The organism is Actinospineispora eucalypti (genome assembly GCF_039543365.1).
Taxonomy (GTDB): Bacteria; Actinomycetota; Actinomycetes; order Mycobacteriales; family Pseudonocardiaceae; genus Pseudonocardia; species Pseudonocardia eucalypti.
In genome coordinates, this window is the sequence record NZ_BAABJP010000011.1 from 1 (window position 1) to 20490 (window position 20490).

25 protein-coding genes, 1 tRNA gene and 1 pseudogene are annotated in these 20490 nt (G+C 68.8%); 10 read left to right on the plus strand and 17 right to left on the minus strand.

Annotation, left to right across the window (positions count from 1 at the left end; genetic code table 11):
• Positions 1-683: 683 nt before the first annotated feature.
• On the plus strand, positions 684-1109 hold the full coding sequence (locus tag ABEB12_RS15775) for an ATP-binding protein (RefSeq protein WP_185059759.1): 426 nt from the start codon (positions 684-686) through the stop codon (positions 1107-1109).
• 45 nt (positions 1110-1154) lie between these two features.
• On the opposite strand, the gene ABEB12_RS15780 is transcribed toward ABEB12_RS15775, so the two are convergent.
• The 4 genes and pseudogenes from ABEB12_RS15780 to ABEB12_RS15795 form a co-directional block, all read right to left on the minus strand.
• Positions 1155-1466 (minus strand): hypothetical protein, encoded by a 312-nt coding sequence (locus tag ABEB12_RS15780; RefSeq protein WP_185059758.1) that lies wholly within the window; start codon positions 1464-1466, stop codon positions 1155-1157.
• A 500-nt stretch (positions 1467-1966) separates the two neighbouring features.
• A pseudogene (gene merB / locus ABEB12_RS15785) lies at positions 1967-2239 on the minus strand (organomercurial lyase); the annotation flags it as partial.
• A 172-nt stretch (positions 2240-2411) separates the two neighbouring features.
• Positions 2412-3386: an alkylmercury lyase family protein gene (locus ABEB12_RS15790; protein ID WP_345702860.1), complete on the minus strand. Its 975-nt coding sequence runs from the start codon at positions 3384-3386 to the stop codon at positions 2412-2414.
• 32 nt (positions 3387-3418) lie between these two features.
• A complete protein-coding gene (locus ABEB12_RS15795) occupies positions 3419-3853 on the minus strand; it encodes a MerR family transcriptional regulator (RefSeq protein ID WP_185059756.1) in 435 nt (144 codons plus the stop codon).
• 91 nt (positions 3854-3944) lie between these two features.
• Here ABEB12_RS15795 and ABEB12_RS15800 point away from each other — a divergent pair, with 91 nt between their 5' ends.
• Positions 3945-4319 (plus strand): VOC family protein, encoded by a 375-nt coding sequence (locus ABEB12_RS15800; RefSeq protein WP_221497590.1) that lies wholly within the window; start codon positions 3945-3947, stop codon positions 4317-4319.
• Positions 4320-4503: 184 nt separating this feature from the next.
• Here ABEB12_RS15800 and ABEB12_RS15805 read toward each other — a convergent pair whose 3' ends face one another.
• Together ABEB12_RS15805 and ABEB12_RS15810 are read right to left on the minus strand one after the other, a co-directional pair.
• Positions 4504-4692 (minus strand): DDE-type integrase/transposase/recombinase, encoded by a 189-nt coding sequence (locus ABEB12_RS15805; RefSeq protein WP_185059755.1) that lies wholly within the window; start codon positions 4690-4692, stop codon positions 4504-4506.
• A 325-nt stretch (positions 4693-5017) separates the two neighbouring features.
• Entirely contained in the window at positions 5018-5440 is a 423-nt protein-coding gene (locus tag ABEB12_RS15810) for a DUF5709 domain-containing protein (protein WP_185059754.1), read from the minus strand.
• 911 nt (positions 5441-6351) lie between these two features.
• On the opposite strand from ABEB12_RS15810, the gene ABEB12_RS15815 reads away from it, so the two are divergent.
• A complete protein-coding gene (locus ABEB12_RS15815; protein ID WP_345702852.1) occupies positions 6352-7092 on the plus strand; it encodes an HD domain-containing protein in 741 nt (246 codons plus the stop codon).
• 210 nt (positions 7093-7302) lie between these two features.
• On the opposite strand, the gene ABEB12_RS15820 is transcribed toward ABEB12_RS15815, so the two are convergent.
• Complete coding sequence (locus tag ABEB12_RS15820) at positions 7303-7524, minus strand: hypothetical protein (protein WP_185059753.1); 222 nt, start codon at positions 7522-7524, stop codon at positions 7303-7305.
• Positions 7525-7608: 84 nt separating this feature from the next.
• Between ABEB12_RS15820 and ABEB12_RS15825 the strand changes: the two genes are divergently transcribed.
• Positions 7609-8229 (plus strand): hypothetical protein, encoded by a 621-nt coding sequence (locus ABEB12_RS15825; RefSeq protein WP_185059752.1) that lies wholly within the window; start codon positions 7609-7611, stop codon positions 8227-8229.
• A gap of 207 nt (positions 8230-8436) precedes the next feature.
• Here the strand turns inward: ABEB12_RS15825 and ABEB12_RS15830 are convergent, their stop codons facing one another.
• Both ABEB12_RS15830 and ABEB12_RS15835 read right to left on the minus strand, forming a co-directional pair.
• Positions 8437-8778, minus strand: a complete 342-nt coding sequence (locus ABEB12_RS15830) for a hypothetical protein (protein WP_185059751.1) — start codon at positions 8776-8778, stop codon at positions 8437-8439.
• 375 nt (positions 8779-9153) lie between these two features.
• The gene (locus ABEB12_RS15835) at positions 9154-10566 is read right to left on the minus strand and encodes an amino acid carrier protein (protein ID WP_185059750.1); all 1413 of its coding nucleotides are present in this window, start codon (positions 10564-10566) and stop codon (positions 9154-9156) included.
• 282 nt (positions 10567-10848) lie between these two features.
• On the opposite strand from ABEB12_RS15835, the gene ABEB12_RS42130 reads away from it, so the two are divergent.
• Complete coding sequence (locus ABEB12_RS42130) at positions 10849-11037, plus strand: DUF1707 SHOCT-like domain-containing protein (protein WP_185059749.1); 189 nt, start codon at positions 10849-10851, stop codon at positions 11035-11037.
• On the opposite strand, the gene ABEB12_RS15840 is transcribed toward ABEB12_RS42130, so the two are convergent.
• On the minus strand, positions 10997-11887 hold the full coding sequence (locus ABEB12_RS15840; RefSeq protein WP_185059748.1) for an SPFH domain-containing protein: 891 nt from the start codon (positions 11885-11887) through the stop codon (positions 10997-10999). The two genes, ABEB12_RS42130 and ABEB12_RS15840, sit on opposite strands and share 41 nt — an antisense overlap.
• A 279-nt stretch (positions 11888-12166) precedes the next feature.
• Here ABEB12_RS15840 and ABEB12_RS15845 point away from each other — a divergent pair, with 279 nt between their 5' ends.
• On the plus strand, positions 12167-13465 hold the full coding sequence (locus ABEB12_RS15845; RefSeq protein ID WP_345702853.1) for an ArsB/NhaD family transporter: 1299 nt from the start codon (positions 12167-12169) through the stop codon (positions 13463-13465).
• Between the two features lie 36 nt (positions 13466-13501).
• Here the strand turns inward: ABEB12_RS15845 and ABEB12_RS15850 are convergent, their stop codons facing one another.
• Positions 13502-13960 (minus strand): CBS domain-containing protein, encoded by a 459-nt coding sequence (locus ABEB12_RS15850; protein WP_185059747.1) that lies wholly within the window; start codon positions 13958-13960, stop codon positions 13502-13504.
• Positions 13961-13972: 12 nt separating this feature from the next.
• Between ABEB12_RS15850 and ABEB12_RS15855 the strand changes: the two genes are divergently transcribed.
• Positions 13973-14110, plus strand: coding sequence for a hypothetical protein (locus ABEB12_RS15855; RefSeq protein WP_185059746.1), 138 nt, complete (start codon positions 13973-13975; stop codon positions 14108-14110).
• A gap of 20 nt (positions 14111-14130) precedes the next feature.
• On the opposite strand, the gene ABEB12_RS15860 is transcribed toward ABEB12_RS15855, so the two are convergent.
• Positions 14131-14403 carry a hypothetical protein gene (locus ABEB12_RS15860; protein ID WP_185059745.1) on the minus strand — a complete coding sequence of 91 codons (273 nt, stop codon included), beginning with the start codon at positions 14401-14403 and terminating at the stop codon, positions 14131-14133.
• A 72-nt stretch (positions 14404-14475) separates the two neighbouring features.
• Here ABEB12_RS15860 and ABEB12_RS15865 point away from each other — a divergent pair, with 72 nt between their 5' ends.
• Positions 14476-14838, plus strand: coding sequence for an STAS/SEC14 domain-containing protein (locus ABEB12_RS15865; protein WP_185059744.1), 363 nt, complete (start codon positions 14476-14478; stop codon positions 14836-14838).
• Positions 14839-14857: 19 nt separating this feature from the next.
• Here ABEB12_RS15865 and ABEB12_RS15870 read toward each other — a convergent pair.
• The 4 genes from ABEB12_RS15870 to ABEB12_RS15885 form a co-directional block, all read right to left on the minus strand.
• Positions 14858-14931: transfer RNA gene (locus tag ABEB12_RS15870), tRNA-Gly, on the minus strand.
• A 108-nt stretch (positions 14932-15039) separates the two neighbouring features.
• A complete protein-coding gene (locus ABEB12_RS15875; RefSeq protein WP_185059743.1) occupies positions 15040-16239 on the minus strand; it encodes an FAD-dependent monooxygenase in 1200 nt (399 codons plus the stop codon).
• Positions 16236-16895: a TetR/AcrR family transcriptional regulator gene (locus ABEB12_RS15880; protein ID WP_345702854.1), complete on the minus strand. Its 660-nt coding sequence runs from the start codon at positions 16893-16895 to the stop codon at positions 16236-16238. Before ABEB12_RS15880 ends, ABEB12_RS15875 begins: the two co-directional genes overlap by 4 nt.
• A gap of 34 nt (positions 16896-16929) precedes the next feature.
• On the minus strand, positions 16930-17427 hold the full coding sequence (locus tag ABEB12_RS15885) for a universal stress protein (RefSeq protein WP_185059741.1): 498 nt from the start codon (positions 17425-17427) through the stop codon (positions 16930-16932).
• Positions 17428-17744: 317 nt separating this feature from the next.
• Between ABEB12_RS15885 and ABEB12_RS15890 the strand changes: the two genes are divergently transcribed.
• Together ABEB12_RS15890 and ABEB12_RS15895 are read left to right on the plus strand one after the other, a co-directional pair.
• Entirely contained in the window at positions 17745-18596 is an 852-nt protein-coding gene (locus ABEB12_RS15890) for a formate/nitrite transporter family protein (protein WP_185059740.1), read from the plus strand.
• 195 nt (positions 18597-18791) lie between these two features.
• On the plus strand, positions 18792-19364 hold the full coding sequence (locus ABEB12_RS15895) for a permease (protein ID WP_345702855.1): 573 nt from the start codon (positions 18792-18794) through the stop codon (positions 19362-19364).
• A 113-nt stretch (positions 19365-19477) separates the two neighbouring features.
• Here the strand turns inward: ABEB12_RS15895 and ligD are convergent, their stop codons facing one another.
• A complete protein-coding gene (gene ligD / locus ABEB12_RS15900) occupies positions 19478-20458 on the minus strand; it encodes a non-homologous end-joining DNA ligase (RefSeq protein WP_345702856.1) in 981 nt (326 codons plus the stop codon).
• Positions 20459-20490: the final 32 nt, after the last annotated feature.

Genomic DNA, 20490 nt, shown 5'->3' on the forward strand with positions numbered 1-20490 from the left:
CGCTGGCCGGCAGCTGAGAGCTACTAACCGAACCGCCGGAAACACCGATCACGGGATAGACCCGCCCCGCAGGCCAGGCGCGGAGGCGGGCAGTGGCCACGGATCCGCTGGTCAAGCTAACCCTGGGTTTGATCATCGTTGTGCGCAGTCGGACCGCTGATCTTCCAAAGATCACGGAAGCCCTAAGGACGTGGTTTACTCGGAAGGCGGACTAGCCGATCTGACCTGCCGAAGCGGTATTGAAACAGGGGCACGGCCAGCGCCGACCAGCCTGCGACAGACCGCTTCGGCCGGTCGGTCGAGCGAGCCAACTGTGTGTCAGCGGCAAGGCGAAGCGAACCTTGAGCCATAGCCTTACAAAAGCAAGGTTTTGCCTGTTCAGGGCCTCTTGCGCCAGCTTGGCATGATTCCGGCACTGCATATCCTGGCTCCGCTGCCTGTCGCGGGACGGCATTCGCAGCCAAGGTGATTGCCATTGATCGACAATGGCTCCTCGGCCCCACCGCATACTGGTGCCGCGTACCCGGGCCGGCTCGTGTCGACGACGAACGGCGCGGCGTGTTTGGTCGCCGCGGCGGCGGGTAACACCGCGGCACTGGGCTGGGGCTCGTCCGACGCATCCTGCGGGCACCGTCAGGCGTCCCGCCAAACCGGCTCGGATGTCGACGGGGGAACCCAAGATCGTGAGTTTCGATTCCGAGTCCGTTGAGTATGTCCACCGCACGTGGCCGGCCGACGCGCGAGAACTGGCGGTGATTCGTCACGCGGTGCGTGGCTGGCTCGAAACGCTCTCCCTGGACTCAGAGGAGACCGCTGATCTTGTGCTGGCTGTGGACGAGGCGGCTAGCAACGCCATCGAGCACGCTTACCGCCCGGGTGAGCGTGACGTCGTGGAACTGTTGTTGTGGACCGAGCCCGGTGTGTTGTATGTCGAGGTTGTCGACCACGGGCGGTGGAAGCGGCCCTCGTCGGCGGCGTCCTTTCGTGGGCGAGGTATCCAGGTGATGCGCAGCATCACCGACTCAGTGCTCATCCATTACGACGAGCGGGGCACTCGTGTGCTGCTCTGCCGCGCGCTGCCATTTCGCCGGCCGAAGCCGGCGAATTAACCACAGGCCGGCCCCACGCGGCTCGCTGTTCCGCCGCTGCCGGGGTCAGTGCGGATCATGGCTCGGGTCGAGTTCGGCCGCGTAGGCGACTGGATACCCCAGGCCCGCGATGTCCATGAGGTGCTCGTTGAGGGCGTGGGCGGCCAGGTTGTGCTCCATCGCGGTCAGCGCGGCCGTGCAGTCCAACGCGGCGGACAGCGTGTGCCGGCTCAGGCTGCCGCCCATCGCCGCGTACCGGAGCCACAGCTGTTCACCGTCCAGGTCGCCCAACGCCAATCCTGTGCGCAGCGCCATCGTGGATGCAAGCTGATCGAACCGCTCCGGGTCGAACCGCTCCGGTCTGCGCCGCGCATTCATCCTGCTGAGTGCCCGGGCTGGCCGGGAGGGAAACCCGGTCGCGGGCTGCGGCCCGCCGCGTGATCTCCGTTCCTGCCCCGCGTGTGCGGCTCCGGAGTTGTCGGGACCGGCGCCCAAGATGGGCTGTGACCGTTGAGCTTGGCCCCGATACCGACCTCCCCATCGAGTGTGAGGAATGCGGCCAGAAGCTCTTCATACGGGCCGCCGGGGCGAACCCGGTGCGAACGGTGCCGCCTCGGGCGCACCGCCAAGCCTGCCGACCCGGGCGAGCAGGTCGCCGAGGCGAGGGAAGAAGCGCCGGCGGTGCCGTGCGCGCATTGTGGCCGAACCGAGGTTCCGGACCATCCTGGGCTGAAGCTGCCGCTCGCGGAGGGCTACTGCCTGGGGTGCCGCGTCCATGGCTTCCACCTCGACTGATCCCTCCTAACCTGGGCACCCTCCTCCCGAGCCAAGCTCAGTGCCCTGCCTTGAGGTTTGACCCGCGAGACCGTTGTCTTGAGTCAAGAACTTGGCAGGTTTTGATCTCGGTGGTCGGTTGCGTCCGCGTGTCGGGGTGCTGGCTGGTTGGCGGTCCATCCGAGTTCGATGGCGGCTTGTCGGGTGGTGTCGAAGTCCTGTCGGATCGGGACCAGGGTGAGGCCGGGGTGGTGTGCTTGCCAGTTGGTGGCTGCCTGCGTGGTGGTGAAGAAGTGGCCGAGTGCGCAGATGTCGGTGCGCACGTTGGCGACGGGGTGATCGGGCCGTATCCGTGAGACGACGGTGTCTGGTGGGTCGACTGTGAGCCGCCGGCTTGAGCGGCCTGTTCGATCGTGACGGGCTGGGCGGTGGTGGACAGTAGCCGGGTCAGTTGTGGGATGAGGTCGGGCAGGCCGAACTGGGCGCGGACGAGCGCCGGGAGCCGGTGGGCGTCCTGGCTGGTCACGGGTAGCTCCCGGGTTGGGTGGGTCAGGTGGTGGCCAGTAGGTGGCCGAAGAGCCGCGCGCCGAGCTGTTCGGCCTCGGCTTGGGTGAGGATCTGGCCTGGTATGTGAGAGTGGGTGAGTGCCCAGGCGGTGGCGGCGGTGTGGTCGGTGAAGAAGTTGAGGTAGTCGCAGCAGCAGTCCGCCGACGGCCCGCCGCACGGGTCGGCGCCGACGAACACCACCGCACCCGGCGGATCCCAGCTCGCGTTGCCGGCCGCCGTGGTGACCGAGATCGGCTGGCCGCTGGTCGCGTCGACCGAGTCGATGTGGGTGTCCTGGCCGAGCATGGCCGAGATGCCCAGGGCGTCGATCGCGCACATGGCGTAGACCTGCAGGGCCCCGGCATCTGACCGGTCCCCGATGCGGACGCGGTGGCGGGTGGGGCGCGCGGAGAAGGGGTACGCCACCGCGATCTGCCCGTCGGGGGCTAGACGGATCGTGTCCAGCTCGTGGAGCACGCCCAGCACGTCGCCGATGGCGCGGCCGGAACCGGCGGTGATGGCGCCCAGCTCCGGTGGGGCGGGTGGGCGGCCGGTGGCGGCGAAGCCCCGCAGGATCGCCTGGTGTACCCGCTTCTCGACCGGGTCGAGCGGCGACGCCTTGGCCCGCCAGTCGCTCAACGCCAGCCCGGGCGGCCTCGCCGCACCCGATCCGGCCGATGCTCCGCTGTCCGGTTCCGCGGCCGGGCTGGCGGCGGCGAGCGCGGCGCGCAACTGGGCCAGCGTCGGGGCGGACACCGGGTGGCCGTGTCCGTCGCGGTAGATCCGGCACGACAGCCCGCACTCGTGGCCGCCGCCGGTGGTGAACGGGTCGCGGCCGTTGATTAGCAGCGTGGGTGATCCGGCCATCCCGGCCGCCACCGCGTCGGCGTCGGTGTGGATCCGGCGGGTCGTGACCAGAAGGTCGGTGAGCTGGCCGAGCCGGTCGAGCAGCGGCGCCAGGTTGGGGCAGTCGGGCACATGCAGAACCTCGAGCCGAGGAGTCGCGGCTGTCATCGCCGGCTCCCGGCCGAGGGGGTGATCTGGGAAGTGTCCGGCGGGTTGTTGATCGCGTCCAATAGTGGGCAGATGCGGTCGGCCCGGGGCAGCTCGCAGGTAGCGAGCAGCTCGGCGAGGCCCTCACGCATGCGTTGCAGGTCCGCGATCCGGGCCTCCAGATCGGCGTGGCGGGCCTGGGCAAGCGCACGGGCGGTCTCGCAGCCGTCCGGGCCGCCCGCGTCGAGGTGCAGCAGTTCCTCCACCTCGTCGAGGCTGAACCCGAGCTGTTGGGCGCGTTTGATGAACCGCAGCACCTCCACCGCGTTCGGTGGATAGTTCCGATAGCCGCCCGGTGTGCGAGGTGGATGGTCCACCAGGCCGCGACGCTCGTAGTAGCGCAGCGTCTCCACGTTCACACCCGCTTGTCCGGCCAGCTCGCTTGTGCGCATGGCCCATCCTGAACCCCGTACCCGCCTACAGAGTCAAGCCCGCGGCATCCGTTCTTGCGTCGGTGATCTCGATCGAGCAGGGTGAGCCGTCGTGGCCGACCCCATCGTTTTCCGGGACGTGGCGCCCGTGATCCCGGTCCGAGACCTGGACGCGGCCCTGGACCGCTACCGCCAACTGGGCTTCACCACCCGCGCCTACTCCGGCGATGCCCGATACGGCTACGCCGATCGCGGCCAGGTATCGCTGCACCTCACCGAGTCCGCCCGGCATTCGCCCGAGTGCGACGGGGCCGTGGTGTATCTCTACGTTTCCGACGCGAACGCCGTGCACACCGAATGGGCGGCCGCCGGCCTGCCGGGCTGCCTGGGCGAACCACGCGACACCGACTACGGGCTGCGGGAATTCGGCTACGTCGACCCCGACGGCACCCTCCACCGCGTCGGATCCCCTCTCCGCCCCGAATAGCCCCAACCGGCTACCCGCCGAAGTCGGACGTGTCCCGCGCCGGATCCTGGCCGGATTCAGCGGGCGGGGTCCGGACTGGCGAGGGAGGCCGCGTATGGGGTGCGATCGCCGAGGGCCTGGTGGGTCGGATGGTGTTGTAGACCTGGCGAAACCAGTTGACCTCGACCGACAGCGCGTCACCGTCTCAGATCATGGCCCGGTAGAGGTGTTCGTACTTCAGGATGCCGAAGAACCGCTCCACCACGCCGTTGGTCCGCGGGGAGCACACCCGGGTGCGCACGTGGCGCAGCAGCGGATCGGGGACGGCAAAGGCTTGGGCGAAGGTCTCGCCGCGAAAGCATGACCCGTTGTCGGACACGACGGCGATGGGCACCGGCACCTGTTCGACGACGGCGCCGACCGCGTCGGGGACCGGCAGGTTGAACCCGACGCCGCGGTAGATCTGTTATATCGTGCCAGGGCATTCGACGCGCTGACCCACTCCCGTCCGACGGCTCGCAGGCCGGCCGAACGCGCTGGTCGGGGCGGCCACGGAACGAGTCGCGCATCGTTCGCGGACACCGGCAAGCAGCTGCACAGCCAGCTCGGGATTGAGCTCGCTGGCCTGGCCTGTGGCGCGGGCCAAAGTCCCCGCCGTCGACGTTAGGTCGTAATCATGCTCATCTCGCCGACTGGGTCGCGGCGGACCGCAGGCACTGTCAAACCTCCCGGTCGATGAGGTGCACGGCTGCCTCCTCCGCCGACGCCGCCGCACCGTCCACCCCGACATCCTCGGCGTACGGCTCGTGATCACCTCGGTCGTTCCCGCCGGTCGTGAGCCGCCCGGCGCGCAGATCTCCGACCTGATCGTCCCTCAGCTCACCGTCGGTGTCCGACGTGTCACCGAGCCCGTCCCCCTCCTCCTCGGCACCCCAGGACTCGGGGATCTCGCGGGCCAGCCGGCGCTCCAGCCCTTCCCCCTCGGCCTCCTCGCGGGCAGTGACACCCCAATCGTCCACCGCCCACGGGCGCTCCGGCGGTGACCAACCCTCATCCAACGGGTCGGCCGGTCCCCGCGAATCCAGGGTGTCCAGCTGGTCGAGTTGCTCAAACACCTCGTCATCGACCTCGTCGGGATCCATGACGCCCTCCGTTCCGTCCACCAATCTCGCACCGAGTATGGCGTGAACCGCCTCAGCAGGGGCCAATCACCGCTTCTCAACGGCGCGCGCGCCGTTGGCTGGGTGATGCGCCGGCGTTCGTCAGGTGATCGTCAGGTTGTCCGGGGGTACCCGAGCCGGGGATCGTCTTAACGTTTCGTAGGTGAGGTTGAGAGCGCCGTCCGATGATGGTTCTGGTTTCGGTTGGGGTCTGGGTGACCGGCGGTTACGGACCCAGCGAGACCGCGATGCGGAAACGGTCCGTGATGTGCTGCGGCGAGCTGGGTGCCGGGACTGGAGCGAACGTGACGAGGCTGCCGGCGGTTTTGTGGTCACTGCCGCAAGCGGTCGCGAGGTGTTCTTCGTCGACTGTGAGCAAGACCCGCCGCAGCTGATCGACGAGATGAGGCGCTACGCGCCGCCGGCTTCTGTGTCGTGCCCGATCCTGAGGATGACGCCACACTGATCCTTCGCCTGCCGGTTGGGCGCTGAGCGCGTCGATAGATCCTGTACCGGAGGCTGTCTGCCGCCGTTGGCGCGGCTGGGGTCCGCGGTTGGCGCGTACCTGAGCGGCTTCGTTGAGTCACCGCCGCAGATTCCTCTCGTGTGATGACGTGCATGGCCACCACCTGCGGCCACGATCGGCTCGACGTCCCCTTTGGAACTCGCCCGCCGAGGCCGTGCTCGTCGAGGGTGGCACGGGCTATCGCGCGTGTCGGGCACGCTGCCTCCGGCACCTCCACCACGACCAGCGCCCTCGCCTCAGGGGCGCGGCGCTCTACGAGATCCCGGCGGCGAACCGGTTGGTCGTCGGGCATTCGGGTGAGCCGGCCGCCGATCACGTCGTGCGCCGCTACTCTTGTGGGTTTGTGGACCTCCACGAGGCTCCCGCCATGGCGGAACGATTCGTCGCGCCGCTGGGCCGCCGTTGGCTCCACGTGCAAGGCGTCGCCTGGCGGGCTGCGGAGCTGGCGCCGGCGGTGCCAGTGGAGCAGCGGGCGCCGCTGGTCGCGGCGGCGTGGCTGCACGACATCGGGTACTCGCCGCGGATCTGCCACACCGGATTTCACTCGCTCGACGCCGCCCGCTACCTGCGTGCCACAGGCTGGCCGGCGGTGGTGGTCATCCTGGTCGCGCACCATTCCGGCGCCCGCTTCGAGGCCGCCGAACGCGGTCTCGCCCACACGCTGCTCGCCGAGTTCCCCTATCAAGATTCACCGCTGCACGACGCGCTGGCCACAGCCGACCTCACCACCGGCCCCGTCGGCGAGCGGCTGAGCTACGAGGAGTGGATCAGCGACATCCTCGGCCGCTACGCACCCAAACATCCGACACACCGCGCCGCGCTGCGCGCCGGCCCGGCTCTCGCCCTCGCTGTTCACCGAACGCTGCAGCGCAGCCAAGTTGGGCATCGACCGCTACCCGCCGCCGGGGGCGGAGGCGCGTGTCAGGAGCGCAGGACGGCGAGCACAACAATCAGCGGCCGTGATCCGGTCCTCGCTGGACTCGGAGCGACCGAGCGTGACACCCGTGCGAATGAGCATGCACAGGACCAAGGCCCCGATACAACGCCACCGCGCGATCCACAGATCATTCGCGCCTCGTACGTGTTGAGCAGCCGCAAACTCGGGTGATAGCGAGGTTCCGCGATGGCGCGCAAGCCACCAGGCATGCGAGGAAGCCACGAAAGCCTGGCGCGACTCGCCGGACTCCGGGTGAAACGATGTGGCCTGTGTTGTTGTAGGGCTTCGATATTCCACTAACCACGCGGGCGCGAACAGCCCGGCACGTTCTCGATCACCCGCAATGCCACCTCTGCCACCTCGCTATCCGCGCGAACGGCGTTACGGCGCAACAAACGCCGGCGCCTCGACAACACTCACCTCGCGCCGGGACGGGTCAGCGATCTCGGGGCCGCAGACACGATGCGCCACCCGGCGCCGGCCGTCCGGGTCATTCTCGTCCACCTCGCGCGCCGCCACCGCCTCGCGCGTGGCGGCAGCGCTCTCTTCGCGCGCCGTTCGCGGGCGGAAGATCACTGTGAGTCGTGAAATCCTCCAGAGCACCCCCTGCCTCATTCACCTGCCTGTAGTACGTTACAGTTGGTTCTTGCTCAGCGTGAGCGATCAGCTACGCAGCGGGAGACGTCGATGGCAGCCCAGGCCTCGGTGCATGCCGTGACGCTGTTGCTCGAGGCCACGTGCAAGCTGCTGTGGGGATTCCGGCCTCGACTCTTCGCGCCCGCCGTGGCGCAACTCGGCGCTTGGCACGCCCTCGCGTGGTTTTGCCGCAACATGCCGCGCTACCAGCACACGCTCGCCACGTTCGGGCCTGTCCGTACACACCTGCTGTGCGTGGCCATCTCACTGGTCAACGGCTGCCAGTACTGCACCTACGGCCATTCCCACGCGCTCGAACTGGCCTACCTACGCGAGCACGACCGGCTCTTCCCGCTCGATGAGCTGGACTTTCAGCGGCTGTGCGGACTACCACCGGCCGCCGTGCGCCACGACCTGGTCGGCGCCGCCCAGCAAGCCGGCCTACACTGGGATGTCCGCCACTTGGAACGCACCCTCACCCTGGCCGGCGGCCCCGATCCCCGCCCGACCGACGAAGACGACCTGCGCCTCGTCCATCTGGTCCGCATGTTCGGCGTGCTCAACTCGGTGGGTGTCCGCAACAAGGTCGCACCAGATCAGGCGCACTCGCCGCTGAACAGAGACCACCTCCTCACACGGCGCTACGGCGCGCTGCGCGCCACGGCCGGCTGATCAATAAGTCAGGAATGACGCCGAGACACCCCGGTTCGTTCTCGGCGACTCTCGCGAATCGAGAACGCGGCGAGCCCGCGCCACGGCTAATCGCATAGACACCATTCCCGTCCGGCGGCGACCCGCGCGGACCGCACCGCGCTTTGCCGCCATCTCGCGCACCTGGCCGTGGGGTTACGCGGAGCGGTCGGGTTGCCGGGCGGCGGGTCAGGCGCGGTTCTCGCGGTCGATGAGGAACAGGACCAGGCACGGCAGTCCGAACATGACGAGCGATAGCGCCAGAACCGACCACCATGCGGCGGGCGTGAGCACGACAGCGAGCCCGAGAACCGCGAGTGTGAGCGTCCGTAGCGCCACCGGCTTGAACAGAGCCGGCAGGCCAAGGCGGATCGGCACCCAGTCCTCGTGTGCCGCGTCATTCTGTGCCGTGCTCGCGGCTAGGTTGGTGTCGTTCCCGGCGAGGCGGTCGGTGATGTCGGCGAAAGCGCACTGTTCGCTGGGGGTGAGGGGGGCGGGCTTGCGGGGTTCGGGTGGGAGGGCTGCGGTCATGGCGGACACCCTTTTGCGCGGCGGTCATCGAAGTGCCGACCAGCCTTCCCGGCGCGCCCGCGAACCAGTCTACGCCTGATCGCGCCCAGCGAGTCTGGGGAAGTCGGATGGATGATCCTCTGGGCGGCGCGTCGAGATGGTCATCGCGTTCTGGCCCTCACGGCCTGCGTCCGGACGATTTTCGAGTTCGCCGGTCGGCGGTGTGCGGGCGTTCGCGCGTTTCTTCGACGAGAGCCGCGTCGGAGCGCGGCCATGGCGGCGGCCATCAGTGCCGCGGCGGCACTCAGGTGCCCAACGGGGGCGCCGGAATTGGCAGGACCACGCCGCGCCTATTACTTGCCGGCGCGGCGTGGTCCTGGGGTGACGGCCGCGCGGTTAGGACCGCGTGGTGCCGTTCCCGACGTCGGCCATGACTTTCCAGTCGGGTTGGGCGAAGAAGGCCCGTGTTTCGCGCACGATCAACGGGCTCAGGATGATCAGCCCGATGAGGTTGGGCAGTGCCATCAGGCCGTTCATGATGTCGGAGAAGTTCCACACCAGCTCGAGCTCGGTGACCGACCCCACGAAGATGATCACGACGAAGACCAGGCGGTAGGCCTGCACGGTGCTGGTGCCGAAGAGGCGCTCGATGCAGCGTTCGCCGTAGTAGGACCAGCCGAGCAGGGTGGAGAAGGCGAAGAACATGATGCCGATGGCCACGATCAGGCCGCCGGCGGTGCCCAGGTCGGCGGCGAATGCCTCGCGGGTGGGCGCCGCGCCGGTGAACCCGCCACCCGGGGTGTCGGCGTTGGGGTCGATCAGCCGCCAGGTGCCGGTGACCACGATGACCAGGCCGGTGAAGGAGACCACGACCAGGGTGTCGATGAAGGTTTGGGTCATCGACACCAGCGCCTGGCGCACGGGTTGGCTGGTCTGCGCGGCGGCGGCGGCGATGCCGCCGGTGCCGAGGCCGGACTCGTTGGAGAAGATCCCGCGCGCGACGCCGTACTGGATGGCCAGCAGGATCCCCGCCCCGGCGAACCCGCCGGCCGCGGCGGTGCCGGTGAACGCGTCGGTGAAGATCAGCGCGAACGCGGCGGGCAGCTCGCTGACGTTGAGCGCGAGCACCACGCAGGATCCGAGAACGTAGAACACGATCATCACCGGGACAAAAGCCGAGGCCACAGCCCCGAGGCGCTTTACTCCGCCGATGATGACCAGCCCGGCCAGCACGGTGATGATCAGGCCGGTGATCCAGTGCGCGATGCCCCATTGGCCGTTGATGGCTTCGGCGACGCTGTTGGCCTGGGTCATGTTGCCGATCCCGAACGACGCGAGAACCCCGAACACCGCGAACGAGACCGCCAGCACGCTGCCGAACCGGTTGTTGATGCCCCGGCTCAGGTAATACATCGGGCCACCGGTCTGCTCGCCGCGCCGGTTGGTGGTGCGAAACCGCACACCGAGGAAGGCTTCGGAGTACTTGGTGGCCATGCCGACCAGGCCGGTGACCCAGATCCAGAACAGCGCGCCCGGGCCGCCGAGGTGGATGGCGGTGCCGACGCCGGCGATGTTGCCGACGCCGACCGTGGCGGCCAGCGCCAACGACAGAGCCTGGTAGTGGGAGATGTCGCCGTCGGCGTCGGATTCCTTGCGCTTGACCAGCGCCATCCAGAGTGCGTAGCCGAGTTTGCGGATCTGCAATCCACGCAGGCGGATTGTCAGGTAGATGCCCGTGCCGAGCAGCAACGGGATCAGCAGGAACGGACCCCAGACGAACGAGTCGATCGTGGTGAGGACGTCGTTCATGGGTGGAGCCTCCTGGCGCGGCCGGCATAGGGTTCGGTGCGTCGCGGACCGGGAGTCGCAACGCTCAGCGACTGACTGAGCACATCCTGAGGGGTCACCGATCTGTCAGTAAAGCGCACGCAACCGAACGTTAAGGTTCGAAAATCCCAAAAGATCAACCTCGAGCGTTGGCGGAAAGCGCGCCGATCCGCGGGAAACGTCATCGACGCGGGCCGGTTTGCGAGACGGGTACGTAGGCTGGATACGCCAGTCGTCCCGCAAAGTTTAAGGGCCAGGTGGCATATGGATGGGGCGGATCCGAGGGCCTCGGATGCCGATCGGCAGAGCACCGTCGACCGTCTGCGGCGAGCGTTCAGCAGCGGTTGTTTGACGACCGACGAGTTCGACCAGCGGGTCGCGTCCGCCTACGCGGCGAAGACGTACCGTCAGCTCACCGCGCTGATTCGGGATCTGCCCGGAGGTCTGTGGTAGCCGCCCGCGGCGGTGCGGCGGGTGGCTCGAGCTCGGCGGGCGGCGCGGTGCGTTGCTCCGGTGGCGCCTCGGCCGGTTTGCTGGCCTGGTCGATGCCGGTCGCGTGCTCGAAGAAGCGCAGCATCTCCACCGGGAAGGGCATGACCAGGGTGCTGTTCTTCTCGGTGGCCACGTCGGCGACCGTCTGCAGCAGCCGCAGCTGCAGGGCGCCGGGGGTGGCGGACATCGCCTGCGCGGCGGCGGCCAGCTTGGTGGATGCGCGCAGCTCGGCGTCGGCGGCGATCACCCTGGCCCGCCGCTCCCGCTCGGCCTCGGCCTGCCGGGACATGGAGCGGCGCATCCCCTCCGGCAGGGAGATGTCCTTCACCTCCACCCGGTCGATGCGGATACCCCAATCCTCGGTGGGTGTATCGATCACGGCCTTGAGCTCGCCGTTGATCTGCTCCCGGTCCGACAGCAGGGTGTCCAGATCGGCCCGGCCGATCACCGAGCGCAGCGAGGTGCGCGCCACCTGCGAAGTGGCCTGCACGTAGTTCTCCACGTTGATCACCGACTTCACCACGTCATCCACCCGGAAGTAGACGACCGCGTCCACCCCGATGGAGACGTTGTCCCTGGTGATCGCGCTCTGCGCGGGGATGTCCAGCACCACCGTCCGGCGGGACACTTTGATCATCTTGTCCACGAACGGGACGATCACCCGCAGGCCCGGTTCCCGCACGTTGGGCAGCAGCCGGCCGAATCTGAGCACCACCCCGCGCTGGTACTGCTGCACCTGACGCAACGAGTTACCAGCCAGCACCGCTGTGGCCAGCGCGAGGATCACAAGCATCGTGAGCAGGACGGTCATGGCGAAGCCCTCCTCGGTCATCGAAACGTTGCGAGGGGCTCACACCGAGTGTAGCCCCGCTGCCACCGCCGGAGGTCACGCATAACGCCGGTACACCGTCGCGCTTGAGAAGGCTCGCGGCAATCCTGGCCGGCCGATCCGGGGGTACGTGCGTGCGCCGCCAGACCCTGACCCGCCGCACCGAGGCAGCCACCGGTACGGTGCGCGGCAGGTGTGCCGGGAAGTCTGGTCGGCGAATCGATGACGCACGCGTGCGGTGCCGACCGGAAGGCCGAGTGAGTGCTGAGTTCCTCCGCGATCGCGGCGATCGTGATCTTCGCGGCCGCGTACGTGTTGATCGCCGCCGAGAAGTGGGTGACCCGCACGGCCGCCGCGTTGGGCGGCGCGGCGGTGATGCTCGCGCTGGGGATCAGCGACGCGCACACGGCGTTCTTCTCCGAGGACACCGGGATCGACTGGAACGTGGTGTTCCTGCTGCTCGGGATGATGATCATCGTGAGCGTGATGCGGGAGACCGGGATCTTCGAGTACCTGGCGATCTGGGCCGCGAAACGCGCGAGGGGCCGGCCGTTCCCGCTGATGGTGCTGCTGGTCCTGATCACCGCGGTGGCGTCGTCGCTGTTGGACAACGTGACCACGGTGTTGCTGATCGCCCCGGTGACGATCTTGGTGTGTCAGCGGCTCGGGCTGGCGGTGGTGCCGTACCTGATCGCGGAGGTCGCGGCGTCGAACATCGGCGGCACCGCCACGCTGGTGGGTGACCCGCCGAACATCATCATCGCCAGCCGAGGTGGGCTGTCGTTCAACGACTTCCTGATCCACCTCGCCCCGGTCGTGGCGGTGTTGCTGGTGGTGTTCATCGGGCTGTGCCGGTGGCTGTTCGCGGACGCGTTCCACGCCGACGCGGACAAGGTGGACGAGCTGATGACGCTCAACGAGCGCGAAGCGATCCGCGACCCGAAACTGCTGGTGCAGTCGCTGGTGGTGCTGGCGGTGGTGCTGGCGGCGTTCGTGTTGCACCCGGTGCTGCACTACGCGCCGTCGGTGGTGGCGCTCCTCGGGGCGGGCCTGTTGATCGCGGTGACCCGGGTGAGCACCGAGCAGGCGTTGCAAGATGTCGAGTGGCCGACCCTGGCGTTCTTCATGGGGCTGTTCGTGATGGTCGGCGGGCTGGTCAACACCGGGGTGCTGGCGACGCTCAGCCAGGCGATCGCCGGATACGCCGGGGACAACCTGCCCGGGTTCACCGCGCTGCTGTTGTGGGGTTCGGGCGTGCTGTCCGGTGTGGTGGACAACATCCCGTACGTGGCCAGCATGAGCCCGGTGGTCGCTGACCTGATCGGCCCGGACGGCCAGCCGCAGGTGCTGTGGTGGGCGCTCGCGCTGGGCGCGGACCTGGGCGGCAACGCCACCCTCATCGGCGCCAGCGCGAACGTGGTGGTCGCGGGGATCGCCGCGCGCAACGGGGTGCCGATCGGGTTCTGGCGGTTCACCCGCTATGGGCTGGTCATCACCGCGGTGACGCTGGTGATCGCCAGTGGCTACGTGTGGCTGCGCTACTTCGCGTTGGCCGGCTGAGCTGGTGCCGGTGAGGGTGATGGCCCGAGCCCCGGGTCAACCCGGGCGGTTGAGCAGGACCTCGAGCAGGTGCGCGGCGGTGACCACGCCAACGAGTTCCCCGTTGTCGATGACGACTACGGCGGGGCTGTGCAGCCGGGCCATCAACGCGGCGCATTCGACCACGGTGTCGTGCGGTTCCACGGCGGCCAGCTCGACCCGCTGGTGGACCGGCCGCATCAGATCCGCCACCCGTTTACGCCCGAGACCCTCGGTACACAGCCGGTCGGCGCTGGCCTCGTCGACCACGCCGGCCAGCGAGGGATCATCCAGCACCGGTTCGGGGACCACCGCGCGCAGCACGTCCGAGGCGGGCAGCAACGCCACCGGGCGTTGCTGGTGGTCCAGGACCGCGATGCCGGGCAGGCGCTGCTCGGCGATCAGCCGCGCCGCCTCCAACGCCGCCGAGTCGACGGTGACCGTGGGCAGCGGCTGAGCCAAGTCACGAGCTTTCACCCCCCACACCCTATGCCCGCCCCCGACCCGTGGGAGGCGTCCGCACCCGGCCGGGACGTGTTCTTCGTGATCTCCGGGTTCCTGATCACCGGGCAGCTGGTGCGGGCCGCCGCGCGCGAGCAGCACAACGCCCGGTTCGCCCCCTCCTGAACACGAGCGTCGTTCGCGACCTACCGGCCGCCGACGAACCAGCAGAACACGGCCGGCACCCCGATCGCGATCACGAACACCGCCAGGATCATCGAGGCGACCGACGTGTGCAGCGAACCCCCGACCATCCCCAACAGCCCCGTCACCAGCAACAGCGACAACCACCCCGGCCACGCCGGTACCCACAACCGCACAGACGTCCACCGGTCCTCGACACGAGCCAATTCGGACCCGCGGAACTCGTTCTCGATCGCGGCGAACACCCGTTGCTCCCGGCCCCGAAGGAGGAGCACGGTTCGTCGTCGAACTACCCGAGCACCCACAATGAACACCACTCACCGAACACTCCCCAAGATCGTTCGGCCATGCTCGAACTGATGGACGGCCCCGGCGGCGCGATTGTGGCGTTCCGCGCGCGTGACGTGCTCACGCAGGCCGACAACCGGGACGTGCTGGTGCCACAGCTGCAGGCGGCGCTCGCGGCCGCCGACCGGATCCGCGTGCTCGTCCTCATGGACGAGACGTTCCGCGGATGGGAGGCTCGCGCCGCCTGGACCAACACCCGCCTCGATCTCCGCCACCGACGAGACTTCGAAAAGGTCGCCATCGTCGGAGCCCCGAGGTGGGAACAGTGGTGTGTCAAGCTGGCGAACGTGCTCATCGCCGGCAAGCTCAGAACCTTCACCCGCGAGCAGCTGGCCAACGCGTGGGCCTGGGTGCGCGAGTAAGCGCCCAGGCGACTGTGAGCAGGGGTGGCCGGACTCGAACACGGCGTCCCCCGGCGTGGAAACCGGGCGCTCTACCCGTTGAGCTACACCCCTACGGCAACACCCTGTGTTACCACCAGCCCGCGCGGCGGGCTAACCGGTCCAACGAGCCCCACACCGTGCTGTTCCTGACGATCCCCTTAAGACCGGCGTCCGGCTCGATCACCGGTGTGGACTCGCCGGCGGCCCCGGCATGTCCTGGGCGGAACGCACGTTGAGCACGGTCGGTTTGCCCGCCACAAGCGCCGCCACATAGCGGTCGACAATGGGTAGCCGCGCCAACCGCAGCGCCAACCGCCGCACCCGCAGCTCCCACGCCGCCGCGGGCAGGAACCAACGCGCGGCGGCACGACCGATCCGCTGCTTCTCCCGCGCCACCGGCCGCCACACCTGCTCGTACACGGCCAGTGCCTCACCGATCGACGGTGCCCGCCGCAGCCGCTCGGCCAGCACGTATGCCCCGGCGACGCCCAGCGACGCTCCCTGACCGGCCAGCAGCGAGACCGCATAGCAGGCATCCCCGACCAGCACCACCCGCCCCGAACTCCAGCGGGGCATCTCGATCTGCGCGACCTGGTCGTAGTAGATCTCCCCCGCCGGCGGGCAGCGGTCCAGCGCCTCGGGCACCAACCAGCCCAGCCCGCCATAGCTGTCCCGCACCGCCGCCCGAACATCCGACGGTAACACCGGGTCCGGGGCGCGGTGCACGGCGAACGCGGCGACCCGGCCGTCACGCAGCCCGTAGAAACCCATCTGGCAATCGATCGTGTCGGTCAGGCAGGCCCGCCCCCGCGTCACCGCGTGCAGCCGAGGGAAGTCGCACACGAACGCGGCGGTGTGAAAGCCCAGGTAGCGGAAGAACCGTTCCTCCGGCCCGAACGCCAGCCGGCGCACCGTCGAATGGACACCGTCGGCACCGACCAACAGATCGGCCTCCACCTCCGCCCCGCCCTCAAGGCTCACCCGCACCCGGTCACCGCGCTCCTCCACACCGACCAGACCAGCCCCGAAACGCAGATCCACTTCGGCCGGCAGGTGCTCGCGCAACACCCGCTCGAGGTCGGGGCGCATGATGTCCAGCAACGGCCCGTCGGCAAACTGGCTCGGCCGCACCCCGGCCCGCCGCCGGCCATGCTCATCGAGCAGGCTCGCTTCGTCCAGGTGATACGCGACCCGTTCGATCGCGGGCAACAGGCCCATCGCCTCGACCGCCTGGTAGCCGGGACCAAAGAAGTCGATCATGTAGCCCTGCGACCGTGGACCGGGGCTCCGTTCGGCCACCACGACCTCGAACCCGAACCGCGACAGCTGGTTGGCCAAGGTCAGACCGGCGATCCCGGCCCCGCAGATCACCACCCTCATCGACCCACCTCGGCGACCAGGTCGGGGCCCACCAGCCGGCGCAGTACGGCCACAACCGACTCGGCATCCAAGCGCGCACCAAGCCCGCGCTGCAGCAGCAGCCCGTCGATCGCCGCCACCAACACCGCGACGGTCTGCTCCGGCAACGGGATCCCGCGCTCACCCAGCCAACGACCGAAACGCCGGCGGAACTCGTCGACCACCTCGGCGATCCGCGCACGCAGCCGCTCGTCCCTGCCGGCCGCCAGGTAAGTCTCCACCGTCAACCGCGACATCGGATCGGCCCCGCTGTAGTGCTCGACCGAGGCGAACAGCGCCTCCACCGCGCCCACCGGGGTCTCTATCGTCTCCAGGAAGGCATCCACCTCGGCCAGTGCCTGCCGGATCACGCCGACCACGGCCTCGTTCAACAGCTCCGACAAGGACGAGAAGTGATAGTGCACGACGCTCGGCGTCACCCCCGCGCGCTCCGCGAGAACCCTCGTACTCACCCCCACCCAGCCGCGCTCCGGAATCAGCTCAACCGCCGCCGCGAGCAGACGCCGCCGCACTTGGATCCCGCGCGCGGTGCTCGAAGAAACCATCCGCCTCCCCTCAACCAGGGCAACTCTCAACCAGGGCAACTGTACAGGGCGTTCGTACAGAAAGCACACCATCGCGGCCTCGCGCTGCTGGCGCCCACCCGGTTCGTCAGCTTCCTGGCCGGCCGCTGCGCCGCGACGACGCCCGTGCGCCCGTGACCTCCCTCGCCGCGGGGATGTGGCGGGTGATCACAACCGGGCACGGCGCATGCTGGACACAGTGCTGGCCCACCGAACCGAGCAGCATCCCGGCAAAACCCCCGTGCCCACGGCTGCCCACCACCAACAGATCCGCCCCTCGAGCGGCCTCCGTGAGCGCGGAGGCCGGATGCCCCTCGAGGACCCGCCGAACGACCACGACACCAGGCGTGGTCCCGAACGTCTGCTCGACGGCCTGGGTGAGGGTCTCTTCCGCGAGAGCCGCGAAGTCGACGTCCGAGTAGCCCGGGGCATACCCATAGGTGGTCGGCCACTGCCATACGGTGACGGCGTGGAGCGCGGCGCCGGTCAGCTCCGCCTGCCTGGCCGCCCAGCGCAGCGCGTCCAAGGACGCGTCCGAACCATCCACACCGACCACGACGAACGACCCACGTCCGGGTGCGCTCACGAAGACCCCTTACCTGCATTGACGGGTTCGGCACCTCGGCACAGTGTGCGTCCCCTCGAACACCGACCACCGGGTCGAAGGTCACCACCTCGCACGACCTTCGCCACGTGGAACACCCACGACGAGAGCACACCGCATCACACGGTGCCCCGGACCGCGGTGAGCGCGCGTTGATCTGATACTCCCCGCGATGTCACAGGACGGAAACTGTCACTCCCCAGACTCGGCCGGACAGCTTGGATCTTCGGGGCATGATCGGGGCTCGGCGTCACAACTCCCCGGCGGCCCCTCCTACGACGCGGCCAAGGAGCGACGTCTTGTCCTATCTCAAACCACCCGAGTTCGTGGCGAAGATGATCGACGCCGGTGAGGCGAAGGTCTTCATGTCCGCTCGTGACACCGTGCTGCGCGCCTACATGGCCGGCGCCATCCTGGCCCTGGCCGCCGCGTTCGCCGTCACGATCACCGTGGAGACCGGGCAACCACTGGTCGGCGCGCTGCTTTTCCCGGTCGGCTTCTGCATGCTCTACCTGCTCGGCTTCGACCTGTTGACCGGCGTATTCACCCTGGTCCCGCTGGCCTGGATCGACCGGCGCCCAGGGGTCCGGCTGCGCTCGGTCCTGCGCAACTGGGCGCTGGTCTTCCTCGGCAACTTCGCCGGCGCGCTGACCGTCGCGCTCATGATGGCGGTCATCGTCACCTTCGCCTTCACCGTGGATCCCAACGCGGTCGGGCAAAAGCTCGGCGCGATCGGCGAAAGCCGCACCCTCGGCTACGCCGCGCACGGCGCCGCCGGCATGCTGACCTTGTTCATCCGCGGCGTGCTGTGCAACTGGATGGTCTCCACCGGCGTGGTCGCCGCGATGATCTCCACCTCGGTGTCCGGCATGGTCATCGGCATGTGGATGCCGATCCTGGTCTTCTTCTACATGGGCTTCGAGCACTCGGTGGTGAACATGTTCCTGTTCCCCTCCGGCCTGATGCTGCACGGCAAGTTCTCCATCGCCGACTACTTCATCTGGAACGAGATCCCCACCGTGCTCGGCAACCTGGTCGGCGGCATCACCTTCGTCGGGCTCACCCTCTACGCCACCCACGCCCGCACCGGCGCGGCCCGGAACCGCCCGACCCGCCAGAACACCAACATGCGAACCAAGGTGACGGTCTAGACAACCGGCACCGACAGGAGCACAGGCCAACCAGCTCAGCCGCGCGACCCGCCGTCTAGTTTCGGTGCCGTCCGGACGGGTAGTGCAGGGGGCTGGAGGTGAGACGGGTGGCTGCCATCGGCCATGCCCTGGTCCTAGCCGGCGCGATGGCCTGGGAGATCCGCTGGGCGCTGATTAGGATTTGCGCCGTCAGCGGTGATCCAGGCCGTGGTGCGCAAATCCACCATCGCCAACCTGCTCGGCGATGACCGTCCACGCACCCTGACGGTGGCGGCCGGTCTGGGCGCGGCTTCGTCCTCGTGCTCGTACGCGGCGGTCGCGCTGGCCCGTTCCCTGTTCCGAAGGGCGCCAACTCACCGCGCCATGGCCTTCCAGATCGGCTCGACCAACCTCGTGGTGGAACTGGGCATCATCATGGCGCTGCTGATGGGCTGGCAGTTCACCACCGCCGAATTCCTCGGTGGACCGGCCATGATTGTTGCGCTGGCGGTGCCGCTGCGCGTCTTTCTGCGGCGCCAACTGCTGAACAAGGCCCGTGAACAGGCCGAACGCGGGTTGACCGGGGCCATGGAAGGCCACGCGACGATGGACATGTCAGTTCCCGGATCCAGCTCGCTCGCCCGGCGCCTCTTCTCCGGCGACGGATTCACCGCCGTATCGCACGTCTTCGTGATGGAGTGGGCGGCGATCCTGCGTGATCTGGTGGTCGGGTCCTCCTCGCGGGCGCGATCGGCGCGTGGCCCAGGACGCGGACCCAGAGGTCGTTGAACGAGCTCGGATGTTGGCGATCGCGAGCGGCTCACGCGGCCGGCACCACGACGGACCGCCCGGCGGCGAGCACAGTCATCGTCCCGCCAGCCGTTTCCGGCCGGGCGTGATCCCTACGTGCCGCTCTCCGGGGTGAGGGTGACTTCACCTGGGTCGCGGTCGGGGCGCAGTCCGCGCCAGGCGGCGTGGCGCAGGCGGCCGTCGGCGGTGAGGGTGCGGTAGACGACTTCCCCGACCAGGCGGGGTTGGACCCATCGGGCTTTGCGGGCGTGCTCGCGCGGGACTGCCTCGTCGAACGGGCTGTCCGAGGTGGTGAGGGGTTCGAGCTGGGTGAGGAGGTCGCGCAGCATCGCGTGGGTGAAGCCGGTGCCGACGTGGCCGAGGTAGCGCAAGTGGCCCGCGCTGTCACGGGCGCCGAGCAGCAGCGCACCAATGGTGCTGTGGCGGTGGCCTTCCCTGGCGGTCCAGCCGCCGATGATGACTTTCTGGGTGGTGATCAGCGCCGTTTTGATCCAGGCGTTGGAGCGGCGGCCGGGGGTGTAGCGGGAGTCGCGGCGCTTGGCCACGATGCCTTCCAAGCCGTGGGTACGCGCGATGTCGAGCATCCGCTCGGCTGGCACGTCCTCGCTCGCCGGCGGCACGCTGACCCGCTCATCCGCGAGACTCAGGGCGAGCAGGTGCTCTCGGCGGGTGTCGTAGGACTCGCCGGTCACCCAGTCCCCGTCAAGTTGGAGCACATCGAACACGTACAGCACTACCGGTGCCTGGGCGCGCAGCAGCTCGGTGGGGGCGCGGACATGGACACGGCGCTGCAGCAGGCCGAAATCGGGGCGGCCGGCGGCGTCCAGTGCGACCAGCTCGCCGTCCAGCAGCACCGAGCCCCATGCGCGGAATCCGGAAATCGCGTTGGTGACTTCGGGGTAGCCGGCGGTGACGTCGTTGCCGTTGCGGCTGGTGACCCGGACCCTGTCGCCAGCCGCGGCCACGATGGCCCGAACGCCGTCCCATTTGAACTCGACGGCCCAACCGGGGCCACTCGGCGGTGACCCGGCTGATGCCAGCATCGGGCGCACCGCCTCGGGTAACTCCACCACGACCAGCTCCCTCGCCTCCAGGTCGCGGCACC